General features: G+C 42.7%; 21 protein-coding genes. 9 read left to right on the forward strand and 12 right to left on the reverse strand.

What is annotated here, in order from left to right; translation table 11 throughout:
* Nucleotides 1-127: 127 nt before the first annotated feature.
* Both MHB62_RS10390 and cdaS read right to left on the reverse strand, forming a co-directional pair.
* A complete protein-coding gene (locus MHB62_RS10390) occupies nt 128-1345 on the reverse strand; it encodes a macrolide family glycosyltransferase (protein ID WP_003231222.1) in 1218 nt (405 codons plus the stop codon).
* A gap of 235 nt (nt 1346-1580) precedes the next feature.
* Nucleotides 1581-2204, reverse strand: a complete 624-nt coding sequence (gene cdaS / locus MHB62_RS10395; RefSeq protein WP_010886531.1) for a cyclic di-AMP synthase CdaS — start codon at nt 2202-2204, stop codon at nt 1581-1583.
* 265 nt (nt 2205-2469) lie between these two features.
* Between cdaS and MHB62_RS10400 the strand changes: the two genes are divergently transcribed.
* Both MHB62_RS10400 and rsbRC read left to right on the forward strand, forming a co-directional pair.
* On the forward strand, nt 2470-3828 hold the full coding sequence (locus MHB62_RS10400) for an MATE family efflux transporter (protein WP_003231218.1): 1359 nt from the start codon (nt 2470-2472) through the stop codon (nt 3826-3828).
* Between the two features lie 15 nt (nt 3829-3843).
* Nucleotides 3844-4692 carry an RsbT co-antagonist RsbRC gene (gene rsbRC / locus MHB62_RS10405; RefSeq protein WP_003231216.1) on the forward strand — a complete coding sequence of 283 codons (849 nt, stop codon included), beginning with the start codon at nt 3844-3846 and terminating at the stop codon, nt 4690-4692.
* A gap of 25 nt (nt 4693-4717) precedes the next feature.
* Here rsbRC and bshB2 read toward each other — a convergent pair whose 3' ends face one another.
* The 4 genes from bshB2 to rarD all read right to left on the reverse strand — a co-directional run bounded on the left by bshB2 (nt 4718) and on the right by rarD (nt 6999).
* Entirely contained in the window at nt 4718-5383 is a 666-nt protein-coding gene (bshB2, locus tag MHB62_RS10410) for a bacillithiol biosynthesis deacetylase BshB2 (protein WP_003231215.1), read from the reverse strand.
* A gap of 18 nt (nt 5384-5401) precedes the next feature.
* The gene (locus MHB62_RS10415) at nt 5402-5752 is read right to left on the reverse strand and encodes a YojF family protein (RefSeq protein ID WP_003231213.1); all 351 of its coding nucleotides are present in this window, start codon (nt 5750-5752) and stop codon (nt 5402-5404) included.
* Nucleotides 5749-6027, reverse strand: coding sequence for a hypothetical protein (locus MHB62_RS10420; protein ID WP_003231211.1), 279 nt, complete (start codon nt 6025-6027; stop codon nt 5749-5751). The genes MHB62_RS10415 and MHB62_RS10420 overlap by 4 nt, the downstream gene beginning before the upstream one ends.
* A gap of 75 nt (nt 6028-6102) precedes the next feature.
* Nucleotides 6103-6999, reverse strand: a complete 897-nt coding sequence (gene rarD, locus MHB62_RS10425) for an EamA family transporter RarD (RefSeq protein ID WP_015383877.1) — start codon at nt 6997-6999, stop codon at nt 6103-6105.
* A gap of 98 nt (nt 7000-7097) precedes the next feature.
* Here rarD and gerT point away from each other — a divergent pair, with 98 nt between their 5' ends.
* Nucleotides 7098-7571 (forward strand): spore germination protein GerT, encoded by a 474-nt coding sequence (gene gerT, locus MHB62_RS10430; protein ID WP_003231207.1) that lies wholly within the window; start codon nt 7098-7100, stop codon nt 7569-7571.
* A 34-nt stretch (nt 7572-7605) separates the two neighbouring features.
* Here gerT and MHB62_RS10435 read toward each other — a convergent pair whose 3' ends face one another.
* Together MHB62_RS10435 and MHB62_RS10440 are read right to left on the reverse strand one after the other, a co-directional pair.
* A complete protein-coding gene (locus MHB62_RS10435) occupies nt 7606-7842 on the reverse strand; it encodes a hypothetical protein (RefSeq protein ID WP_004399366.1) in 237 nt (78 codons plus the stop codon).
* An 84-nt stretch (nt 7843-7926) separates the two neighbouring features.
* Nucleotides 7927-9261 carry a gluconate:H+ symporter gene (locus MHB62_RS10440; protein ID WP_003231203.1) on the reverse strand — a complete coding sequence of 445 codons (1335 nt, stop codon included), beginning with the start codon at nt 9259-9261 and terminating at the stop codon, nt 7927-7929.
* A gap of 364 nt (nt 9262-9625) precedes the next feature.
* Between MHB62_RS10440 and MHB62_RS10445 the strand changes: the two genes are divergently transcribed.
* Nucleotides 9626-10015, forward strand: a complete 390-nt coding sequence (locus MHB62_RS10445) for a tautomerase family protein (protein ID WP_003231200.1) — start codon at nt 9626-9628, stop codon at nt 10013-10015.
* Between the two features lie 406 nt (nt 10016-10421).
* Here MHB62_RS10445 and yodB read toward each other — a convergent pair whose 3' ends face one another.
* The gene (yodB, locus tag MHB62_RS10450) at nt 10422-10760 is read right to left on the reverse strand and encodes a transcriptional regulator YodB (RefSeq protein WP_004399427.1); all 339 of its coding nucleotides are present in this window, start codon (nt 10758-10760) and stop codon (nt 10422-10424) included.
* Between the two features lie 129 nt (nt 10761-10889).
* On the opposite strand from yodB, the gene MHB62_RS10455 reads away from it, so the two are divergent.
* Complete coding sequence (locus tag MHB62_RS10455) at nt 10890-11498, forward strand: nitroreductase family protein (RefSeq protein WP_003231196.1); 609 nt, start codon at nt 10890-10892, stop codon at nt 11496-11498.
* 42 nt (nt 11499-11540) lie between these two features.
* Here the strand turns inward: MHB62_RS10455 and MHB62_RS10460 are convergent, their stop codons facing one another.
* On the reverse strand, nt 11541-12143 hold the full coding sequence (locus MHB62_RS10460; protein WP_003231194.1) for an alpha/beta hydrolase: 603 nt from the start codon (nt 12141-12143) through the stop codon (nt 11541-11543).
* Between the two features lie 15 nt (nt 12144-12158).
* A complete protein-coding gene (locus tag MHB62_RS10465; protein WP_003231191.1) occupies nt 12159-13070 on the reverse strand; it encodes a ring-cleaving dioxygenase in 912 nt (303 codons plus the stop codon).
* Between the two features lie 183 nt (nt 13071-13253).
* Between MHB62_RS10465 and MHB62_RS10470 the strand changes: the two genes are divergently transcribed.
* On the forward strand, nt 13254-13454 hold the full coding sequence (locus tag MHB62_RS10470) for a DUF3311 domain-containing protein (protein ID WP_003231189.1): 201 nt from the start codon (nt 13254-13256) through the stop codon (nt 13452-13454).
* Complete coding sequence (locus MHB62_RS10475; protein ID WP_004399269.1) at nt 13454-14944, forward strand: sodium:solute symporter; 1491 nt, start codon at nt 13454-13456, stop codon at nt 14942-14944. The genes MHB62_RS10470 and MHB62_RS10475 overlap by 1 nt, the downstream gene beginning before the upstream one ends.
* 34 nt (nt 14945-14978) lie before the next feature.
* On the opposite strand, the gene ctpA is transcribed toward MHB62_RS10475, so the two are convergent.
* A complete protein-coding gene (gene ctpA, locus MHB62_RS10480) occupies nt 14979-16379 on the reverse strand; it encodes a carboxy-terminal processing protease CtpA (protein WP_003231186.1) in 1401 nt (466 codons plus the stop codon).
* 152 nt (nt 16380-16531) lie between these two features.
* Here ctpA and MHB62_RS10485 point away from each other — a divergent pair, with 152 nt between their 5' ends.
* Together MHB62_RS10485 and MHB62_RS10490 are read left to right on the forward strand one after the other, a co-directional pair.
* Complete coding sequence (locus MHB62_RS10485) at nt 16532-17233, forward strand: class I SAM-dependent methyltransferase (RefSeq protein ID WP_015251882.1); 702 nt, start codon at nt 16532-16534, stop codon at nt 17231-17233.
* 87 nt (nt 17234-17320) lie between these two features.
* Nucleotides 17321-17572 (forward strand): hypothetical protein, encoded by a 252-nt coding sequence (locus tag MHB62_RS10490; RefSeq protein WP_003231182.1) that lies wholly within the window; start codon nt 17321-17323, stop codon nt 17570-17572.
* Nucleotides 17573-17576: the final 4 nt, after the last annotated feature.

The raw sequence follows: 17576 nt of genomic DNA on the forward strand, positions 1-17576 counted from the left end.
TATTGATGAACGAAGCAGTTTCTCCTCCTTTCTTGTCTATTTTTCTAATCAATTCTCTATCGGCGTGTCAAATCCCTCTTATGAAATGGCAAAAAGCCTGTTCTTTCGATAAGAACAGGCTTTTACACTATGCATTTGCTGATTGAGTTTTTTGTTTTACAGCTTCAAGAATGCTATCGGCCGCTTTTTTAGAGCCGCCTGCCGCTTTCAGTGATTGTCCAATTTCTTTTGCCTTTTCAGCATACGAACGATTATTCATTACATCTTGTATCGTCTCTTTCAGAAGGCTTTCAGATAATTCTTCTTTTTTTAACACTTTTCCTGCGCCGACTTTTTCCACCTGATCTGCGACAACAAATTGGTCGCCTCCCATCGGAATGACAACGAGCGGGGTTTCAAAATACAAACCTTCACTTGTGCTGTTCATTCCGCCGTGTGTCACAAATAAGCTGGCTCTTTTCAATATCTCTAGCTGAGGGACATACGGGCGTACAATGAAATTCTCCGGAATGTCGTTTAACTCACTTGTTTTAATATGCTTGCCGATGGAAAGCACAACTTTACCGTCAAAGTCCTTACACACTTCAAGGCATTGATTAAAAAACTGCTTTTGATTATTAAAAATGGTTCCCATTGAAATAAACAGCACGTTTTCATTGTCAATCTGATCAAATGGGAAATCATTGTTTCCGGCTCTTTCTGTAATGGAAGGACCGACAAATACATATCGCTCGCCAAATTGCTCAGCCAGTGGCTGAAATCCCCTTGATGTAAAGACGATTGTCAAGTCACCATCAGCTAAAAAAACATCAAATGGCTTCTTGATCTCTGCTTGAAAATCAGCATTTAACGTTTCTGCAAGCTGCTGGTATGATTCATAATGAGGCGAATCTTCAAGTGATCCTTTCATGTACGCTCCCATCATTTCCTTCGCAAATTCCTCATTCATCGCAAAGGTTGTACACAATGAAAATCTTGGCAGCTTCAGCATGTTGGCAATGACTTTACCCGCGAGAAGATGGTGATCATATATGACATAATCATACGATTCATGTTTGACTTCCTCATAAATATGAGTCGCGATATCCTTACAGGCTTTCAAAAAAGCGCAGAGCATTTCTGTGAAATCTCTTTCTTCATCGCCGGTTGCGTTTTTCCCGAAGTAATCTCCCCTGAAATCATGATACTCACGAAACTCTATATCAAGAGCTGTGATTTTTTCTTTATATTCCTTCACTGCGTAGTACGTAATGTTTTCTCCCCGGGATTTCAGCTCCTTCATCACACCGATAGAGGGATTAATATGCCCTTCACCGGGGAAACCGATCATTAATACATTTGCCATGCGGCAGCACCCTTCCTTTGAAAATTTATATAATATTTTATACGGTACTATAAATACATAAACAGGTAAAGTATTTCACTTTATTAATATTCATTACATATAACTTTTCTACCAGCTTATATTCCCTGTCTTCAAGACAAAAAGCATTCAGCTTGAAGCGAATGCTTTAATAAAGATACGAATTCAGTCATTTTGTCTCATGATAGGATTCTTAATCAGGCCCTTTTTATTATTTTTACGTTCTTGGTGAAATTAACGGATATAATACACCGTCTTTGGCAAACGACATCTTCCCTGTTTCCTCTGAAACCACGAGCACCAGTGCATCCGTATAGCCCGACATACCAAGAGCCGCCCGGTGCCGGGTTCCCAAATGGATATCCACTTCCTTCGTCGTCAGCGGGAGCACATTGGCTGCTGACACGAGTTTGTTTTCCCTCACTAATAAAGCGCCGTCATGAAGAGGGTTTCCGGGAAAAAAGATGCTTTCAATTAATGAAGAGCTGATCTCGGCGTGTAGGGAGGTGCCTTTTTGAATAAAACGTTCAACCGGGTCTGCTCTTTCAATCACAATTAAAGCTCCATGCTTATGTTCCGATAAGGCTTTAATCGCCTTGGCCAGCTCAATAAATGCCGGCGTAAATTCCTCAATGTATGATTGCAAATAAAAGGAGGATGCAATCCCCTGCATGTCCTGAAAAACGTGCCCCAAATCATCTAATTCACAAAGGAGACACTGGTCTTTTTCGTGAAGCGTTTTCAAGATTAGAGATGCATCACCTAATATTTGCTCTAAGTACACCTGTATTTTCCCCTTGAACGCATTTTCTGATATCTGCTCATAGCGCATAGCCTTCATCTCCTGTTTAAATTTCCAACTTTTCACGAATGCTTATCTTATTGATGCACATTCTATTGGTAAAGGAGGGATGTAAAGAATGGAAATCGAAAGAATCATTCAGTATATTTGCACCTTTTTAGGCGTGATTTCGCTTTCTTTTATTTATGCCCAAATGTTTAGAAAAACGAAACCGACAAAAAAAGAATAGGCCCGGCGTTCATTGCTTTTTATACATAAAATGTTATAATTTCTCTCGTTATGAAAAAGAAACGGAGATCAATGTATGAAAGAAACTCAAAACGCCCGGGAAAAAATCAAACAGCTCTTGCACATTTTAATACCGATATTCATTACCCAAGCGGGGCTTTCTCTGATCACTTTTCTAGATACTGTGATGTCAGGGAAAGTCAGCCCCGCTGATTTAGCTGGTGTCGCCATTGGCTCAAGCCTTTGGACCCCTGTTTACACAGGACTTGCAGGTATATTAATGGCGGTCACCCCGATTGTCGCTCAGTTATTAGGTGCAGAGAAAAAACAGAAGATTCCCTTTACTGTTTTACAAGCTGTATACGTGGCCGCGCTTCTTAGCATCGCCGTTTTAGTGATTGGATATGCTGCAGTTGACCTTATTCTTGGCCGATTGAACCTTGATATTCACGTGCATCAGATTGCTAAACACTTTTTAGGCTTTTTATCACTGGGAATTTTCCCTTTATTTGTTTACACCGTGTTGAGATCATTCATCGACTCATTAGGAAAAACGAGAGTCACCATGATGATTACACTCAGTTCTCTTCCAATCAATTTTGTATTGAATTATGTATTTATCTTCGGGAAGTTCGGAATGCCGGCACTTGGAGGTGTAGGCGCGGGACTGGCATCCGCGTTAACTTACTGGTGTATATGCATCATCAGTTTTTTCATTATTCATAAAAACGCACCGTTTTCTGAATACGGGATTTTTCTTACCATGTATAAGTTCTCTTGGAAAGCATGCAAAAATTTGCTCAAAATCGGGCTGCCTATTGGGTTCGCCGTGTTTTTTGAAACGAGCATTTTCGCAGCTGTCACGCTTCTCATGAGCCATTTTCATACAGTGACCATCGCGTCCCACCAGGCAGCCATGAATTTTGCGTCTCTTTTATATATGCTGCCGCTTAGCGTGTCCATGGCTCTAACAATTGTTGTCGGATTTGAAGCGGGTGCAGCCCGTTTTAAGGATGCACGCTCATATAGCTTAATCGGCATCATGATGGCGATCGGCTTTTCTTTGTTCACTGCCGCCTGTATCCTTTTATTCAGAGAGCAAATTGCGGGCATGTACACTTCTGACCCCGATGTGCTCCGGCTGACACAGCACTTTTTAATTTATGCGCTATTTTTTCAGCTTTCCGATGCTGTTGCCGCACCGATCCAGGGAGCACTCAGAGGGTACAAAGATGTGAACTATACGCTTGCGGCCGCTTTTGTCTCTTACTGGGTCATTGGCCTTCCGGTCGGTTATATGGTCGGTACGTTTACAAGCCTCGGTGCATTCGGCTATTGGATTGGATTAATAGCGGGACTCGCCGCCGGAGCAGTTGGGCTGTTTTTCAGGCTGGCAAAACTGCAAAAACGTTATTCGCAAAAACAACACATTTAAAAGAGGTGATCAATCATGGCAAAAAACAAAAAATTATTCGAGTATCTTTCCCAGCATGCGGAAACCATCAGTTCAACATGGTATGAAACAATCGAGGAGACTGATCCCAATTCCATTTATGCCTCAACAGACCCTGTTGTCATTCACAATTTAAAGAGCCAGAATCTTGCCTTTAACTATAAAATAAACCGTATTTTTATAGATGATGAGGACGTATACTTGCCTATACTGAAAGAATGGGCCTTTGAAGTCACACAGGATCAAGAGCATTTAAAAACTCCTATCCACTATATTATTCGGGAGTTTGTCAGAGTGAGAGATTTATATGTTTCTTATGTGAAAGAATTTGTCCATCTCAATCAGAATACTGTGAAAAGCGAAGAAGCCGAAGACCTGTATCACGCCCTTATAAAAGCGTTTGATCTTGTGATTCATATTTTTATAGAAGAAATGTACAAAAACACAAGCCTTCAGCTTCAGGCCCAAAAAGATATGATTACTGAATTGAGCGCTCCGGTCATCGTGCTGTTTCACAGCGTCGGACTGCTGCCTTTAATCGGAGATATTGATACAGTCCGCGCCAAGCTGATTATGGAAAACACACTGCATCAATGTGCGAAAAAAAAGGTGACACAACTGTATATTGATTTGTCAGGAGTAGCTGTGATTGATACGATGGTTGCCCATCAGCTGTTCAGTCTGATTGAGGCGCTTCGTTTAATCGGTGTTTCTTCAACTTTGTCTGGAATCCGTCCGGAAATCGCGCAAACAGCGGTTCAGCTAGGTTTGTCTTTCGAAGGTATTTCCTTGAGATCCACTCTCGCTTCAGCTATTGCATCGGACTTAAAATTAAAAAAGGTATAAGGCTTAAGGCCTTATACCTTTTTGATTAATCATTCCATTGATACGTCCAATATATTTCTTCTTCAAACCATGTTGCCATAACAGGTTCATTATTTTTCAATTTCTCTTCAAGCTCTCTGAGCATGCCTTCTGTTTGTGTGCGGTGAGCTCTTAACGCATTCATTTTAATATCAGCTACTTCTTTGATATCAAGTACGACATCAGCTTCGCCGAGAACCTCTTCTCTGTTGCGGGTAATGGCCATGCAGATTGTACGCGGACGGTCTTCTTTCTTTTTGCGGTATAATGCACGGATAACCGCTTCCCCGCATGCATCATGGTCAGGGTGCACACCGTGTCCGGGATAAAATGTGACAATTAAACTTGGTTTTACATCATCTATGATCTCTTCCATGATATCAGCTAAATACTCATCGTCTTCAAATTCGAGCGTTTTGTCACGGAGTCCAAGCATCCGAAGGTCATTGATATCCATTTCTTTGCAAGCGTTGATGAGCTCTTGTTTTCTTAGCAGCGGCAACGTTTCCCGATTCGCGAAAAATGGATCGCCCATATTTCTGCCCATTTCACCTAAAGTGGCGCAGGCATACGTAACGGGAATGTCTTTTTTTCTGTTTAAGGCAATGAGGCCTGCCACTCCATATGATTCATCATCAGGGTGAGGCAGGATTACTAGTACATGTTCTTTCATTATTATTCACCCTTTTCTTTAAACTGTGAACGGTTTTTCGCTGATTTGCAGAGAAATAGCCAGTTTACCGCCCGGCAGGTGTCCCGCCATTAATAAACGGTTTTCTTCATCTACCGTGTATTCAGTCAAGCCTTCAGCATAAATCCAGCCTTCTTCTGTTTTCAAGCCAACGCGGTAAGGCCCGTTGCCTTTGATTTTTGCCTGATGATAAGTGACTTTTGCATTGCGAATATACGCAACAACCGTCATGTTCTTTTCATTTAAGTGCGCTGAATAAGAACCTGTGGTGGTTTCTAAATGGATATATACAGGGCGGTCCGCATATCGTTCTAAAGATGCTTGCACATCTTCTTTTATGATCGCTTTCATGATTGCTCCCCTCTTTCTTCTTTTAAATACTCTGCACGTTCTGTATGTAATTTGACCAGCTGATATTTCACAGCCGGTTCGAGCTGTGAATTCACAATGCGCTGAATCGCGGCAAAATATTTTTCCAGCATCGGTTTTCGGAGTCTTGGATGTGTTCGTTTATCCAAGAGCTCAAGATCAATCGCCTCTGCTACCGCTTCTGCGTCATCATGTGCGAGAGATCGGTTATTCCAAAGTGAAGCATAGGCTTTCACTATCTCTTTATCATTGTCCATCGTCTTGCTCCTTTATGTCTTACATACATGAAATGATTATACATAATATATGCATCAGCTGAAAAGCCAAAGGCCTCAATGGCTTTTTGACGCCCGTTTCCACTTCACTTGTGAAAACGTAAACAAGAGCAGCGCAGCCCATATACAGCTGAATGTAAAAGCCTTCGAGCTTGAAAATGGCTCATGGTAAACAAACAGCCCGATCAGCAGGGTAATGGTCGGCGCAATATATTGTAAGATACCGACTTGATACAGTGGCAGCCGTTTCGCTCCTTCCGCAAACAATAAGAGCGGCAAAGCCGTAAACACACCGGCCAAAAAGAGAAGCAGCCACGTCCCTCCGCTTTCTGCACCCGCTGGCTGAACATGTCCGCTGAACAGCAAATACCCCAATGCAATGGGCATAATCATGAATGTTTCCAGCGTTAAACCGATGGCGCTCGGCAGGCTTGTTCTTTTTTTGCTTAACCCGTACAGCCCAAAGCTGAATGCGAGCAGAAGCGCAACATAAGGAATGGAGCCGTATTGGAACGCCGAGATGATGACACCGGCTGCCGCAATCGAAACGGCCACTAATTGCAGGCGATTCAGTTTTTCCTTTAAAAATAAAATCCCAAGGAGCACTGATACAAGCGGATTAATGTAATAGCCAAGACTAGCCTCAAGCAAAAAGCCATGGTTGACAGCCCATATGTATACAAACCAGTTGATCGAAATCAGGATAGAAGCAAGAAATAAAGAGAGGATCCCTCCGTTCTTTTTCAGAGAGCGCAACTCCTGCCATCCTATTTTCCATTGCCGCAAGAAAAAAAGTACGATACACATAAAAACAAAAGACCATATAATACGATGAGCCAAAATATCAAGAGCCGGCAGCTGTTCGAGAAGCTTCCAATAGAGCGGAAACAGGCCCCACATGATAAATGAAACGGCTGTGTAAATAACGCCTTTTTTTGTTTCTGAATATTGCATTTATATCCCTGCCTTTCTTTAGAGCATCTTATATTATATCACGTGAAAGATCTGGTGGGCATATACTATTTTGTCCGTGAAGAAAGGATGTGAAGACAATGTTTGAGTGGAACAAGTACTTTCCTTTCCACAATCAATTTTCTAAAGAAGCATTAAAAAAAGCTGATCCGAAAGAAGTTGAAACGTATGTCAATCGTGTGATGGAAAGTGTGTTCGGCAGTGATTATGCGGCTCAATTTCCTTTCCGCGATCCTCTCCCCCAAAAAGAACATCCCGCCAAACCTGATGCAAAACCTGATGTCAAACCTGATATTGATATATTCGAAACAGCAGACCATGTGTTTGTAAAGGTGCCAATCAGCGAAGAATGGCTGGAACAAGTGAGAATCAAACACACATCTCACGAATTATGGTTGGAAAACCTCCCAAGAGCAGATCATCCGAAAAAAGTAAACCTTCCTTGTTTAGTCAAACGCAAAGGAACAAAAGCCGTCTATAAGGATGGCCTTCTGGAAGTCATGTTTCAAAAGCAGCAAGACTACAATATGTCCGAGGTAGAAATCATCCGATAAAAAACGGCCTGCAATCGATGCAGGCCGTTTTTTATTAATAGAAGCCGGGATATCCCCCGTATGGCACGCCGGCACCAAAACCGTACGGTCCGCCTCCATATCCATAAGGGCCAGGAGGATAGGCATAGGGACGAGAATAGTTAAACAGCGCACTCCCGAGAAAACCGCCTAATAAACCGCCGACTAGAGGAGCGCCAAACAAAAAAGGACTACGCGCCGGATATCCGGCTGGACCTGGGATTCCGCGTAAATACGAATGATGAGGGTACATGATTTTTTCCTCCTTTATGTCTGCCTATACGTAAAGTATTCAGCAAGGAAGAAAAACGATTGGGCTACGGACTGTCTATGATTGTTACATCACAAGCCCTGCCAATAACACACAGCCGAGCCCTGTAACCGAAAGAACTGTTGTAAGCAGCGTCCAGGTTTGAAATGTTTCTTTCATGCTCAAGCCGAAAAATTCCTTTACCATCCAAAATCCTGCATCATTTACATGACACGCAATGACACTGCCGGCTCCTGTTGCAAGCACCATTAACGCAGGGTTTACACTGCCAGCCTCCATAAGCGGAGCTGCCATTCCCGCTGTGGTAAGCGCAGCCACGGTAGCAGAGCCTAGACACAGACGCAGAACCGCGGCGATGGTCCATGCAACGAATAGCGGCGACATGTTTGTTTGACGGAAAAAATCAGCGACATAATCGCCGACTCCGCCGTCAATCAGCACCTGTTTAAACGCTCCTCCCCCTCCTATGATGAGCAGCATCATCGCAATTTGCGAAATTGATTCTGAAATAGATCTGCCGATTTCCTGCATAGATATTTTACGGGCATATCCCATCGTATAGAGTGCAAGCAACAGCGAAATGAGCATTGCCGTTCCCGGAGTGCCGATAAATTCTATAATGTCTTTTCCTTTTGAATGTTCACTCAATAATAAAGAAAAAATTGTTGCCATTGCCATAAAGATAACCGGGAATAAAGACGTGACAGCACTGATCGCAAAGCCCGGTGTTTCATCCAGCTGAAATTCTTTCCTTGGTCCTAACCCCGATAGGTTTCCATGCTTTTGATACGCACCAGGAAACCGTTTCATCGCAAATTTATTAAATAAAGGCCCGGCAATCACAGTTGTCGGAACAGCGATGATGATTCCAAAAAGCAGCACCTGGCCAATATGGGCACCATATGCAACTGAGATAGCAGTTGGAGCAGGATGCGGGGGCAAAAATCCGTGAGTAACATTTAAGGCGGCGGCCATCGGGATTCCCAGATACAGAAAAGGCATTTTTAATTCTTTAGCAATCGCGTAAACAATCGGTATCAACAGAACAAGACCGACTTCAAAAAATAGGGCAATCCCGATGATAAAAGAGGCAACCACAACCGCCGCCTGTATTCGTTTCCTCCCGAATTTGTCAATCAGCGTAATGGCGATCCGGTAGCCGCCCCCAGCATCTGAGACAAGCCTCCCAAGCATCGCGCCAAGTCCAAACACTAAAGCTAAATGCCCCAGCTGCCCGCCAATTCCAGTCTCAATTGAAAGAACAATTTTATTGATATCCATTCCAAGTCCGATGGCTACTAAAAATGAAACGACAATCAGTGAGACAAAGGTATTTAATTTTACTTTAATAATGAGAAATAACAGAATCAGCACTCCGACAGCTACAATTAAAATCGGCATGGTACCCCTCCAAAAGTGTTTTATATGATTCTCGCGACAATGTTTTGGCGCTTTTCATGCCTAGATGAACAGAAAGCGCTTTCATTAATAACTAAAAACGTCTTGGTTATATGATTGTTATCTTTTGATCAACTAATATGTTCATACTAATCTCCTAATCAATGACTGTCAATCGTTTTTATGAGCTTGTCTCGATTACCTACCGCCTAACCCAATGATTTATTAGTTATATGTTGATTAACTTTTGGTTATATGTTATGTTTTTTAAAGTTGACTGCCAATCATTATATCTCTCCATTGTCTGGAAGCAAATGAGACAATATGAGAACAGACGGATAACAACTTCATAAGAGGAGGAGTACACATGCCATTATTGCGTTTTGATGTAATTGAGGGCCGTGATGAAAAATCGCTGCAATTGTTATTAGATACTGCTCACCAAGCGATGGTTGAAGCATTTGGTGTTCCGGAAAGAGACCGTTATCAAATTGTCCATCAGCATCCCGCAAACGAGCTTATAATCCAGGATGCGGGATTAGGGTTTCAGAGAACCAAGGATATGGTCATCATTAGCATGACAAGCAAAGCAAGAACCGAAAGCCAAAAGGAAAAATTGTATGCTCTGCTTGCTGAAAGGCTAGAAAAAAAATGCGAAATTTCCCCTGACGACCTCATGGTATCTATTACTGAGAATGGTGACGCAGACTGGAGTTTCGGTCTCGGTGAGGCGCAATTTTTGAATGGAAAACTATAAGATTTCGTCTCCCCACAAAAAAAAGAAGAGAGAGCTCCAAAGAAGCTCTCTCTTTTTTCATAAATGCGGAAGTCATCAGTATAGAAGCATCCAGCAATACGAAAAACCTGGATCTCCTTTTATATCCGGTTTAAATGCCAATTGGAAGCTGACTGGGTTTTGGCTGAAAATATAAAATTTTGCTGATTTGCATAATAAGATACATCATAATCCCCATTTACAATAGGTTGGATGTTATAGCTTATTGATCATTTCCTATTTTATATATCCCCTTCATATGCACATGACATTTTTGCCAATCCGGAAATATCAGTCTGACAAATATAAAAAGTCATGTAAACGGGTGTGAACCGTACTTACATGACTCACCATGGAAACAAAGGCTCTTTTTCAGGTGCCGCTTTCCTTATTTCTCTTCTTCACACACTGTGTCACCAGGCTCGCAAAATTGATCGGCCCATGCCTGCATTTCTTGAAATACAGCTTGAAGCGCTGTTCCTTTTTCAGTCAGCGTGTAGATGACTTTGACCGGCGTTTCAGGGAGAACCTGCCGTTCGACAATCTCGTTTTGTTCAAGCTCCTTCAAGCGCTCTGCCAACATTTTTTGGCTGATCATCGGTATTGTTTCCGTTATCTCTTTAAACCGTTTCGGCCCATCCATTAGCACATGGATGATCAGACCGTTCCATCGTTTTCCCAGCAATGAGAATGCGGATTCCATTTTAGGGCACATCGTATTTCCCATAAGTCTTCATCCCTTCATCTATTGATTGACATGTATTCAATGATCCATTACAATAATCTTTCAAGTTACATTTAGTAAGCTTCTAACTTTTCTATTATCATACCACGTTTATCCGAAGGAGGAAACACTATGACGAATACTCTGGATGTTTTAAAAGCACGTGCATCTGTAAAGGAATATGATACAAATGCCCCGATCTCTAAGGAGGAGCTGACTGAGCTATTAGACCTTGCCACTAAAGCGCCTTCTGCTTGGAACCTTCAGCATTGGCATTTTACAGTATTCCACAGCGATGAATCAAAAGCGGAGCTTCTTCCTGTAGCGTATAATCAAAAACAAATCGTTGAGTCTTCTGCTGTTGTTGCCATTTTAGGCGATTTAAAGGCAAATGAAAACGGTGAAGAAGTTTATGCTGAATTAGCAAGCCAAGGCTATATTACGGATGAAATCAAACAAACATTGCTCGGCCAAATCAACGGTGCTTACCAAAGCGAGCAATTCGCACGTGATTCCGCTTTCTTAAATGCTTCTTTAGCTGCTATGCAGCTTATGATTGCCGCAAAAGCAAAAGGTTATGACACTTGCGCAATCGGCGGATTTAACAAAGAGCAGTTCCAAAAGCAATTTGATATCAGTGAGCGCTATGTTCCGGTTATGCTTATTTCAATCGGCAAAGCAGTGAAGCCTGCGCATCAAAGCAACCGTCTGCCGCTTTCAAAAGTATCAACTTGGCTGTAAGGATATGAAAAACCTTAGTCCGAAATCCGGACTAAGGTTTTTTTATACAATCGCCTCTTTGTACCATTCACGAGCCTGTTCAGCTTCATGCTGAGTCAGCTGATGGCCCCCGTCCTGCCAGTAAACGGAGGCTGATGCCCCGCTGTCACGCAAATAGCGGTAAAGCTCTTCTGATTCTTCCTTCGTGCAAAGAGGATCGTATTTCCCGGCACCGATAAAAACAGGGAGCCCCGCCATATCAGGCAGCTCGATACCCCGAATCGGAACCATTGGATGATGCAGAATAGCCCCTTTTAACACATCTTTATAATGAAAAAGCAGGCTTGCCGCAATGTTTGCGCCGTTTGAATAACCGACTGCAATCACTCGGCCGCGATTAAACTGATGCGTTTCTGCAGCCTCGTCGATAAAATCTTTCAATTCTCTTGTCCGCACCACAAGATCCTTTTCATCAAAAACTCCTTCACTCAGACGTTTGAAAAATCGCGGCATTCCATTTTCAAGCACCGATCCTCTGACACCAAGCAAATGGGCATCAGGGTCTATAAACCGCCCCAATGAAAGCAGATCGTGTTCATTACCACCCGTGCCATGCAACAGCAAAAGTACGTTGTCAGATGTTCCTTTCTCATAAATATGCTTCATTATAAATTCCCCCTTTTAAAGTTCAGGTAAAATGTCTGTAATTTGTTGTCTATGTTTCTCCAGCCATTCAGGCAGTTTTAAGGAAGTCCCTAGCTCAGCAAACGTTTCATCTGTCATAAAGCCCGGTTCATCTGTGGCAATTTCAAATAAGATACCGCCTTTCTCCCTAAAATAAACTGATGTAAAGTATTCCCTGTCGAGAATTTCTGACGAAGGCAGATGGTTTTCAGCAATAATCGGCAGCCATTTCGCCTGTTCCTTTTTCTTAGTCCGAAACGCTACATGGTGTACCGTACCATATCCTCCGACTCCTCTTTTTTCAGGATGTAAATGGACATCAATGACACCGCCGACCGCCGCTGAAGATGCCAGTCTGACAATCTGGTCTTCTTCGGCCACTTTGGTGTATCCAAAGCTTTCCGTTAACAATTGTATGGTCGCCTGCGGGTCGTAGGAATATAGCAGCACACCTTTCATTCCCGTAATTGCTTCATTTGTTGTGATCCCGTCAGGCGTCCACTCGCTTTTGCCGCTTTTCGCATCCTCCATGATCGCCAGCGGAAGGTCTTCTGTATCATCAAAAATAAGACCTTTTTCACCAAACAACGTTTTTTCCTCTAGGCTCAGCCCGCTTTTCTCAAGACGTTCCTTCCAAAAAGACAGGGAGCCTGAGGGAACTGAAAAGTACACCCGGCCCGCTTGGCCTTTTCCTACCGTTCCCTGTCCGCTTCCTTGGAACGGAAAAAAGGTCATTATTGTACCGGGATCTCCGTTTTGATTCCCAAAGTAAAAATGATACGTTCCGGGATCATCAAAGTTTACTGTTTTTTTAACGAGCCTGAGCCCAAGCACTTCTGTATAAAATCGCAAGTTTTCTTGCGGATCTCTGGCGAATGCTGTGACATGGTGCAATCCTTCTGTTTTCATTTTCTCACTCCTATTTATCTCGATTTCAAGATATTTATTATTTTAAACCTTTATTGAAAAGGATGCAAACCATGTGTTTTGATTAAATAATTGAAAAAATCATTTTTTTCTAATAATTATCTTGTGATCTTTTCTTACAACTGCTATTATAGTGAGCATTATCATGTTTCAGGAGGAAAGTAAATGGTTAAAAAAGCACTTATTGTTATTCTCATTCTTTTGCCATTCGTTCAGCTCGCGCTTTTGCCGCTTGTGAATCGAATAGAACCGATTATGTTCGGCCTGCCGTTTTTCCACTTTTGGCTGCTGCTGTGGATTATTGTTACGCCGTTATGCTCGTTTGGCATTTATCAGATGCAAAAAAAAGATGGAGGACTTGAATAATGCAAGGGAATCTGACTGCACTTCTCATTACTGCTATTATTGTTTTAACCGTTGTCTGTATCGGCTTTCTCGCCGGAAGAGACAAATCCTCACGTACTTCTGTGGAAGAATGGTCTGTCGGCGGCAGACGCTTCGGCGGTCTTCTCGTCTGGTTTTTAGTAGGCGCTGACCTTTATACGGCCTATACTTTCTTAGGGTTGACCAGTACTGCTTTTACAGGCGGAAGTGTTGCATTTTTCGCCATTCCTTATTCTGTGTTGGCCTACTTTATCGCCTACTTCTTCTTGCCAAAACTTTGGAAAGTTGCGAAAATTCATAAATTAACAACACTCGCGGATTATGCCCGGGAACGTTTTAACAGTAAGCTTTTGGCAAGCCTCGTTGCCATCGTTGGGGTACTCATGCTTATTCCGTACATATGCCTTCAGCTGAGCGGCATTCAAGACACGCTTCAGGTTGCCGGCACTGGCTATATTAACGTAAAATTCGTTGTGATCATTTCATTTATTCTTGTTGCTCTTTACACATTCTTCAGCGGGATTAAAGGGCCCACATATACAGCCATCATTAAGGACATTTTAGTATGGGTCATTATGCTGTTTATGGTGGTGTCCCTCCCTCTCATTCATTTTAACGGCTGGACGCCAATGATTGACACGTTAGTGAAGGAAGCGCCGCAAATGCTGACGATACCGTCAGAAGGGCCAAAAGGCATTCCTTGGTTTATCACAGCATCTATTGTTTCCGCTCTGGCACTTTTTATGTGGGCACATGCCGCTACAGGTGTTTTCACGGCGAAAAGCGCTGATGCAGTAAGAAAAAACAGCATGTTTTTGCCGCTTTATAATATCGTGTTAATTTTGGTTATTTTTCTTGGCTTTATCGCCTTTCTTGTTCTGCCGGAAGATACAAATCCAAGGCTGGCGCTGCTGCATTTGATTCAAACATCTTACGGCGGCGTGGCACAAGGCTTTGCATATGCCACTATCGCTCTTGCTTCATTAATACCTTGTTCCATTATGGCAATCGGCGCATCGAATTTATTCGCCAACAACCTATACCGGGATTTGATTCATCCGAATGTGTCGCAAAGCAAGCTGACTCTTGTCACACGTTCAATGGTGTTTGTTGTCATCGGTCTTGCGCTGCTGTTTGGAATGCTGTTCCCGACTGCCTTAGTGACACTTCAGCTATTAGGTGTATCCGGTATGGTGCAAATCTTCCCTGCGATTGCTGTCAGCCTGTTCTGGAAAAACCAAACGAAAGAAGCAACGGTTATCGGATTATTAGCCGGCCTAGCGGTAACGTTTATTGTGTATATCACTCAATCCGCACATGGCATTTATGAAGGATTCTGGGGATTGGCCGCCAACATGATCGCTGTGGTCATCCTGAATCCGCTGTTCGTTAAAAACGCGGGATCCAATCCTGTCATTGAAGGTTTATTTGGCAAAAAACAAGACGCTAATCCAAATCAAAAGGGCGCATAAAAAAACCATACGCGGCAGCCGCGTATGGTTTTTTTTACATTTCTTTTTTCAGTGTTTCAATTGCCTTTTCCATTTGCGTATCATTATCAGACAGCTTCTTTTGAAGTTCTATCATTAATTTCGTTGTTGTATCGCCAGTCAGTATGCCTGTTTCATTCAGCTTCTCTTTTTTCTGGAACTGTTTGACGACAGATACAAAATCCTGGTCATACATACTGTTAACCTTTACCTTGTAACCAAGTGCTTTGAGCATTTTCTGAGCCACTTTGACGTTTGTGCCTGTATCACCTGATTTGTACGTTTTATCTGCGTCCAAATACGGCAGCTTCGCGTAATCAGGCAGCTCTGCTTTCACTTGAGGCTTGATGCCTTTTTTGTGAATCCATTCGCCATCAGCAGTCAGCCATTTGGCAACTGTCAGTTTGACGGTAGAGCCATCATCATATTCTTTTGCCGTTTGTACTGTACCTTTGCCGAATGTCGTCTCGCCGATTAACGGTACGTTTGACGATTCATGAAGGGCAGCGGCCATAATTTCGGCTGCGCTTGCTGTACCGTCATTTACTAAAACGACGGTCGGCTTGGTCACTTTCCGTTCTTTTTCGGCCTTCATGACTTCTTTTGAACCGTTTTTGTATTCAACCTGCATGATGTTTTTCCCTTTATCAATGAACAGGTTGCTCATCGTAATCGCCTGTTCCATTAAGCCGCCCGGGTTGCCTCTCAAGTCTAAAATATAGCCTTTGGCGCCTTTTTTCTCTAAACTGTCAATCGCATCTGTCAGCTCTTTAGCTGTTGTTTCAGAGAAAGAAGTGATTTGAATTTCTCCGATGTTGTTGTCTTTCATCTCTGAATAGACAGTCTCTACAGGAATGGTATCGCGCTTAATGGAAAGATCGATATTCCCCACTCCCGCTCTGTTCAGTTCAAGCTTCACCTTTGTGCCCTTTTTGCCTCGGATTAAAGCGACGGCTTCATTTACATTCATGCCTTTTACGCTTTTTCCATTTACCTTAATGATTTGGTCCCTCGGTTTGATACCGGCTTTTTCAGCAGGTGAACCTTTAATTGGGGATACAATAAGGATTTCTCCGTCTTTCTCCTCTACTTGGGCTCCGATTCCTTCAAAAGATGCTGAAATCGTCTCGTCGAATGATTTCGCTTGCTCTTGATCCATATATGTAGAATACGGATCATCCAGTGATTGAATCATTCCTTTAATTGCTCCGTCTACTAATTTGTCATCATCTGTTTTTTGGTAATAATCACTTTTGATTTGCTCATACGCTTTATTTAATTTGTCGAACTTGCTGTCTCCTGTGCTTGCTGATTTTTGGCCCAGGATACTGGAATTGCCCGTAATAAATAAAGTAAGCGCCGAAGCGACAACTGCAGTGATCAGCACAATAAAAAACAGTTTTAATTGCCGTTTCAATTAAACACCACCTTTTTCTTCTTACATTATTATCATGGACGAATTCTTATTCGTCAACTCGGAGCAGAAATGAAAGAGAAACGCCCTTCTTTTGCTTTTCATAAACCTATGTCTTTATACGACATATGATAAGGAAAAAGGAGGATTCGATATTGAGCCGATATTTAGAAATGCTGTCCTTATTCGGTGTCGCAGGGGCGCACCCAGGCGGGCTGGCTTTTTCAAAAGCGGTCTTGCAAAAGGCTGCGCCCTCCCCGGATCAGCCGATTCTTGATGCCGGATGCGGAACAGGGCAAACGGCGGCTTATTTAGGACATTTGCTGTATCCTGTAACAGTCGTTGATAAAGATCCTATTATGCTTGAGAAAGCGAAAAAAAGATTTGCGAATGAAGGGCTTGCCATCCCTGCATATCAGGCGGAGCTGGAACATCTCCCGTTTTCTGCTGAGTCCTTTTCCTGCGTCCTGTCAGAATCGGTCCTCAGTTTTTCACGCCTGACATCCTCTCTTCAAGAAATTTCAAGAGTTTTAAAACCCGGCGGGATGCTGATTGGTATCGAAGCTGCTTTAAAAAAACCGATGCCCCCTGCAGAAAAGAAGCAAATGATGGATTTTTACGGATTTACTTGCTTACATGAAGAAAGCGAATGGCATAAACTCCTAAGATCCTATGGCTTTCAAAAAACAGAAGCGATGACACTTCTTCCGGAAGACATGGAATTTGAACCAACCACAGAAATGGATTTATCGCAAACGATTGATCCCATCTATTACGATACGCTTCAAACACATTATCAGCTCATGCAGTTATATAGTGAGTACATGGGTCATTGTATTTTTATCGCGTACAAGTAAAACGGCGTATCGCCCCCTGTTTTCGTCCAACCTTTTTTTCCTATCTATCATATGCTGATAGAAAGTCAGGATAGGAGGGGAACAATATTGGAGAGATATTATCATCTTTGCAAAAACCATCAAGGTAAAGTCGTCAGAATTACAGAGAGAGGCGGGAGAGTTCACGTCGGCAGAATTACCCGTGTAACAAGAGACAGAGTTTTTATAGCTCCGGTCGGCGGAGGGCCAAGAGGTTTCGGTTACGGATATTGGGGCGGTTATTGGGGATATGGAGCGGCTTACGGGATTTCCCTCGGTTTAATTGCAGGAGTGGCTCTTGCTGGTTTATTCTTCTGGTAAGCAT

Origin of the sequence: Bacillus sp. FSL K6-0255 (assembly GCF_045040725.1) — a bacterium.
Classification (GTDB): domain Bacteria; phylum Bacillota; class Bacilli; order Bacillales; family Bacillaceae; genus Bacillus; species Bacillus subtilis.

Excerpts from the sequence above, each read along its gene's own strand:
- MHB62_RS10445 (WP_003231200.1), top strand. The coding sequence starts at position 9,626 with ATGCCATTATTGCGTTTTGATGTAATTGAGGGCCGTGATGAAAAATCG.
- bshB2 (WP_003231215.1), bottom strand. The coding sequence starts at position 5,383 with ATGAAAGAACATGTACTAGTAATCCTGCCTCACCCTGATGATGAATCA.
- MHB62_RS10400 (WP_003231218.1), top strand. The coding sequence starts at position 2,470 with ATGAAAGAAACTCAAAACGCCCGGGAAAAAATCAAACAGCTCTTGCAC.
- MHB62_RS10475 (WP_004399269.1), top strand. The coding sequence starts at position 13,454 with ATGCAAGGGAATCTGACTGCACTTCTCATTACTGCTATTATTGTTTTA.
- MHB62_RS10415 (WP_003231213.1), bottom strand. The coding sequence starts at position 5,752 with ATGAAAGCGATCATAAAAGAAGATGTGCAAGCATCTTTAGAACGATAT.
- MHB62_RS10455 (WP_003231196.1), top strand. The coding sequence starts at position 10,890 with ATGACGAATACTCTGGATGTTTTAAAAGCACGTGCATCTGTAAAGGAA.
- rsbRC (WP_003231216.1), top strand. The coding sequence starts at position 3,844 with ATGGCAAAAAACAAAAAATTATTCGAGTATCTTTCCCAGCATGCGGAA.
- MHB62_RS10390 (WP_003231222.1), bottom strand. The coding sequence starts at position 1,345 with ATGGCAAATGTATTAATGATCGGTTTCCCCGGTGAAGGGCATATTAAT.
- MHB62_RS10465 (WP_003231191.1), bottom strand. The coding sequence starts at position 13,070 with ATGAAAACAGAAGGATTGCACCATGTCACAGCATTCGCCAGAGATCCG.
- gerT (WP_003231207.1), top strand. The coding sequence starts at position 7,098 with ATGTTTGAGTGGAACAAGTACTTTCCTTTCCACAATCAATTTTCTAAA.
- cdaS (WP_010886531.1), bottom strand. The coding sequence starts at position 2,204 with ATGAAGGCTATGCGCTATGAGCAGATATCAGAAAATGCGTTCAAGGGG.
- yodB (WP_004399427.1), bottom strand. The coding sequence starts at position 10,760 with ATGGGAAATACGATGTGCCCTAAAATGGAATCCGCATTCTCATTGCTG.
- MHB62_RS10420 (WP_003231211.1), bottom strand. The coding sequence starts at position 6,027 with ATGGACAATGATAAAGAGATAGTGAAAGCCTATGCTTCACTTTGGAAT.
- MHB62_RS10435 (WP_004399366.1), bottom strand. The coding sequence starts at position 7,842 with ATGTACCCTCATCATTCGTATTTACGCGGAATCCCAGGTCCAGCCGGA.
- MHB62_RS10460 (WP_003231194.1), bottom strand. The coding sequence starts at position 12,143 with ATGAAGCATATTTATGAGAAAGGAACATCTGACAACGTACTTTTGCTG.
- rarD (WP_015383877.1), bottom strand. The coding sequence starts at position 6,999 with ATGCAATATTCAGAAACAAAAAAAGGCGTTATTTACACAGCCGTTTCA.
- MHB62_RS10440 (WP_003231203.1), bottom strand. The coding sequence starts at position 9,261 with ATGCCGATTTTAATTGTAGCTGTCGGAGTGCTGATTCTGTTATTTCTC.
- MHB62_RS10470 (WP_003231189.1), top strand. The coding sequence starts at position 13,254 with ATGGTTAAAAAAGCACTTATTGTTATTCTCATTCTTTTGCCATTCGTT.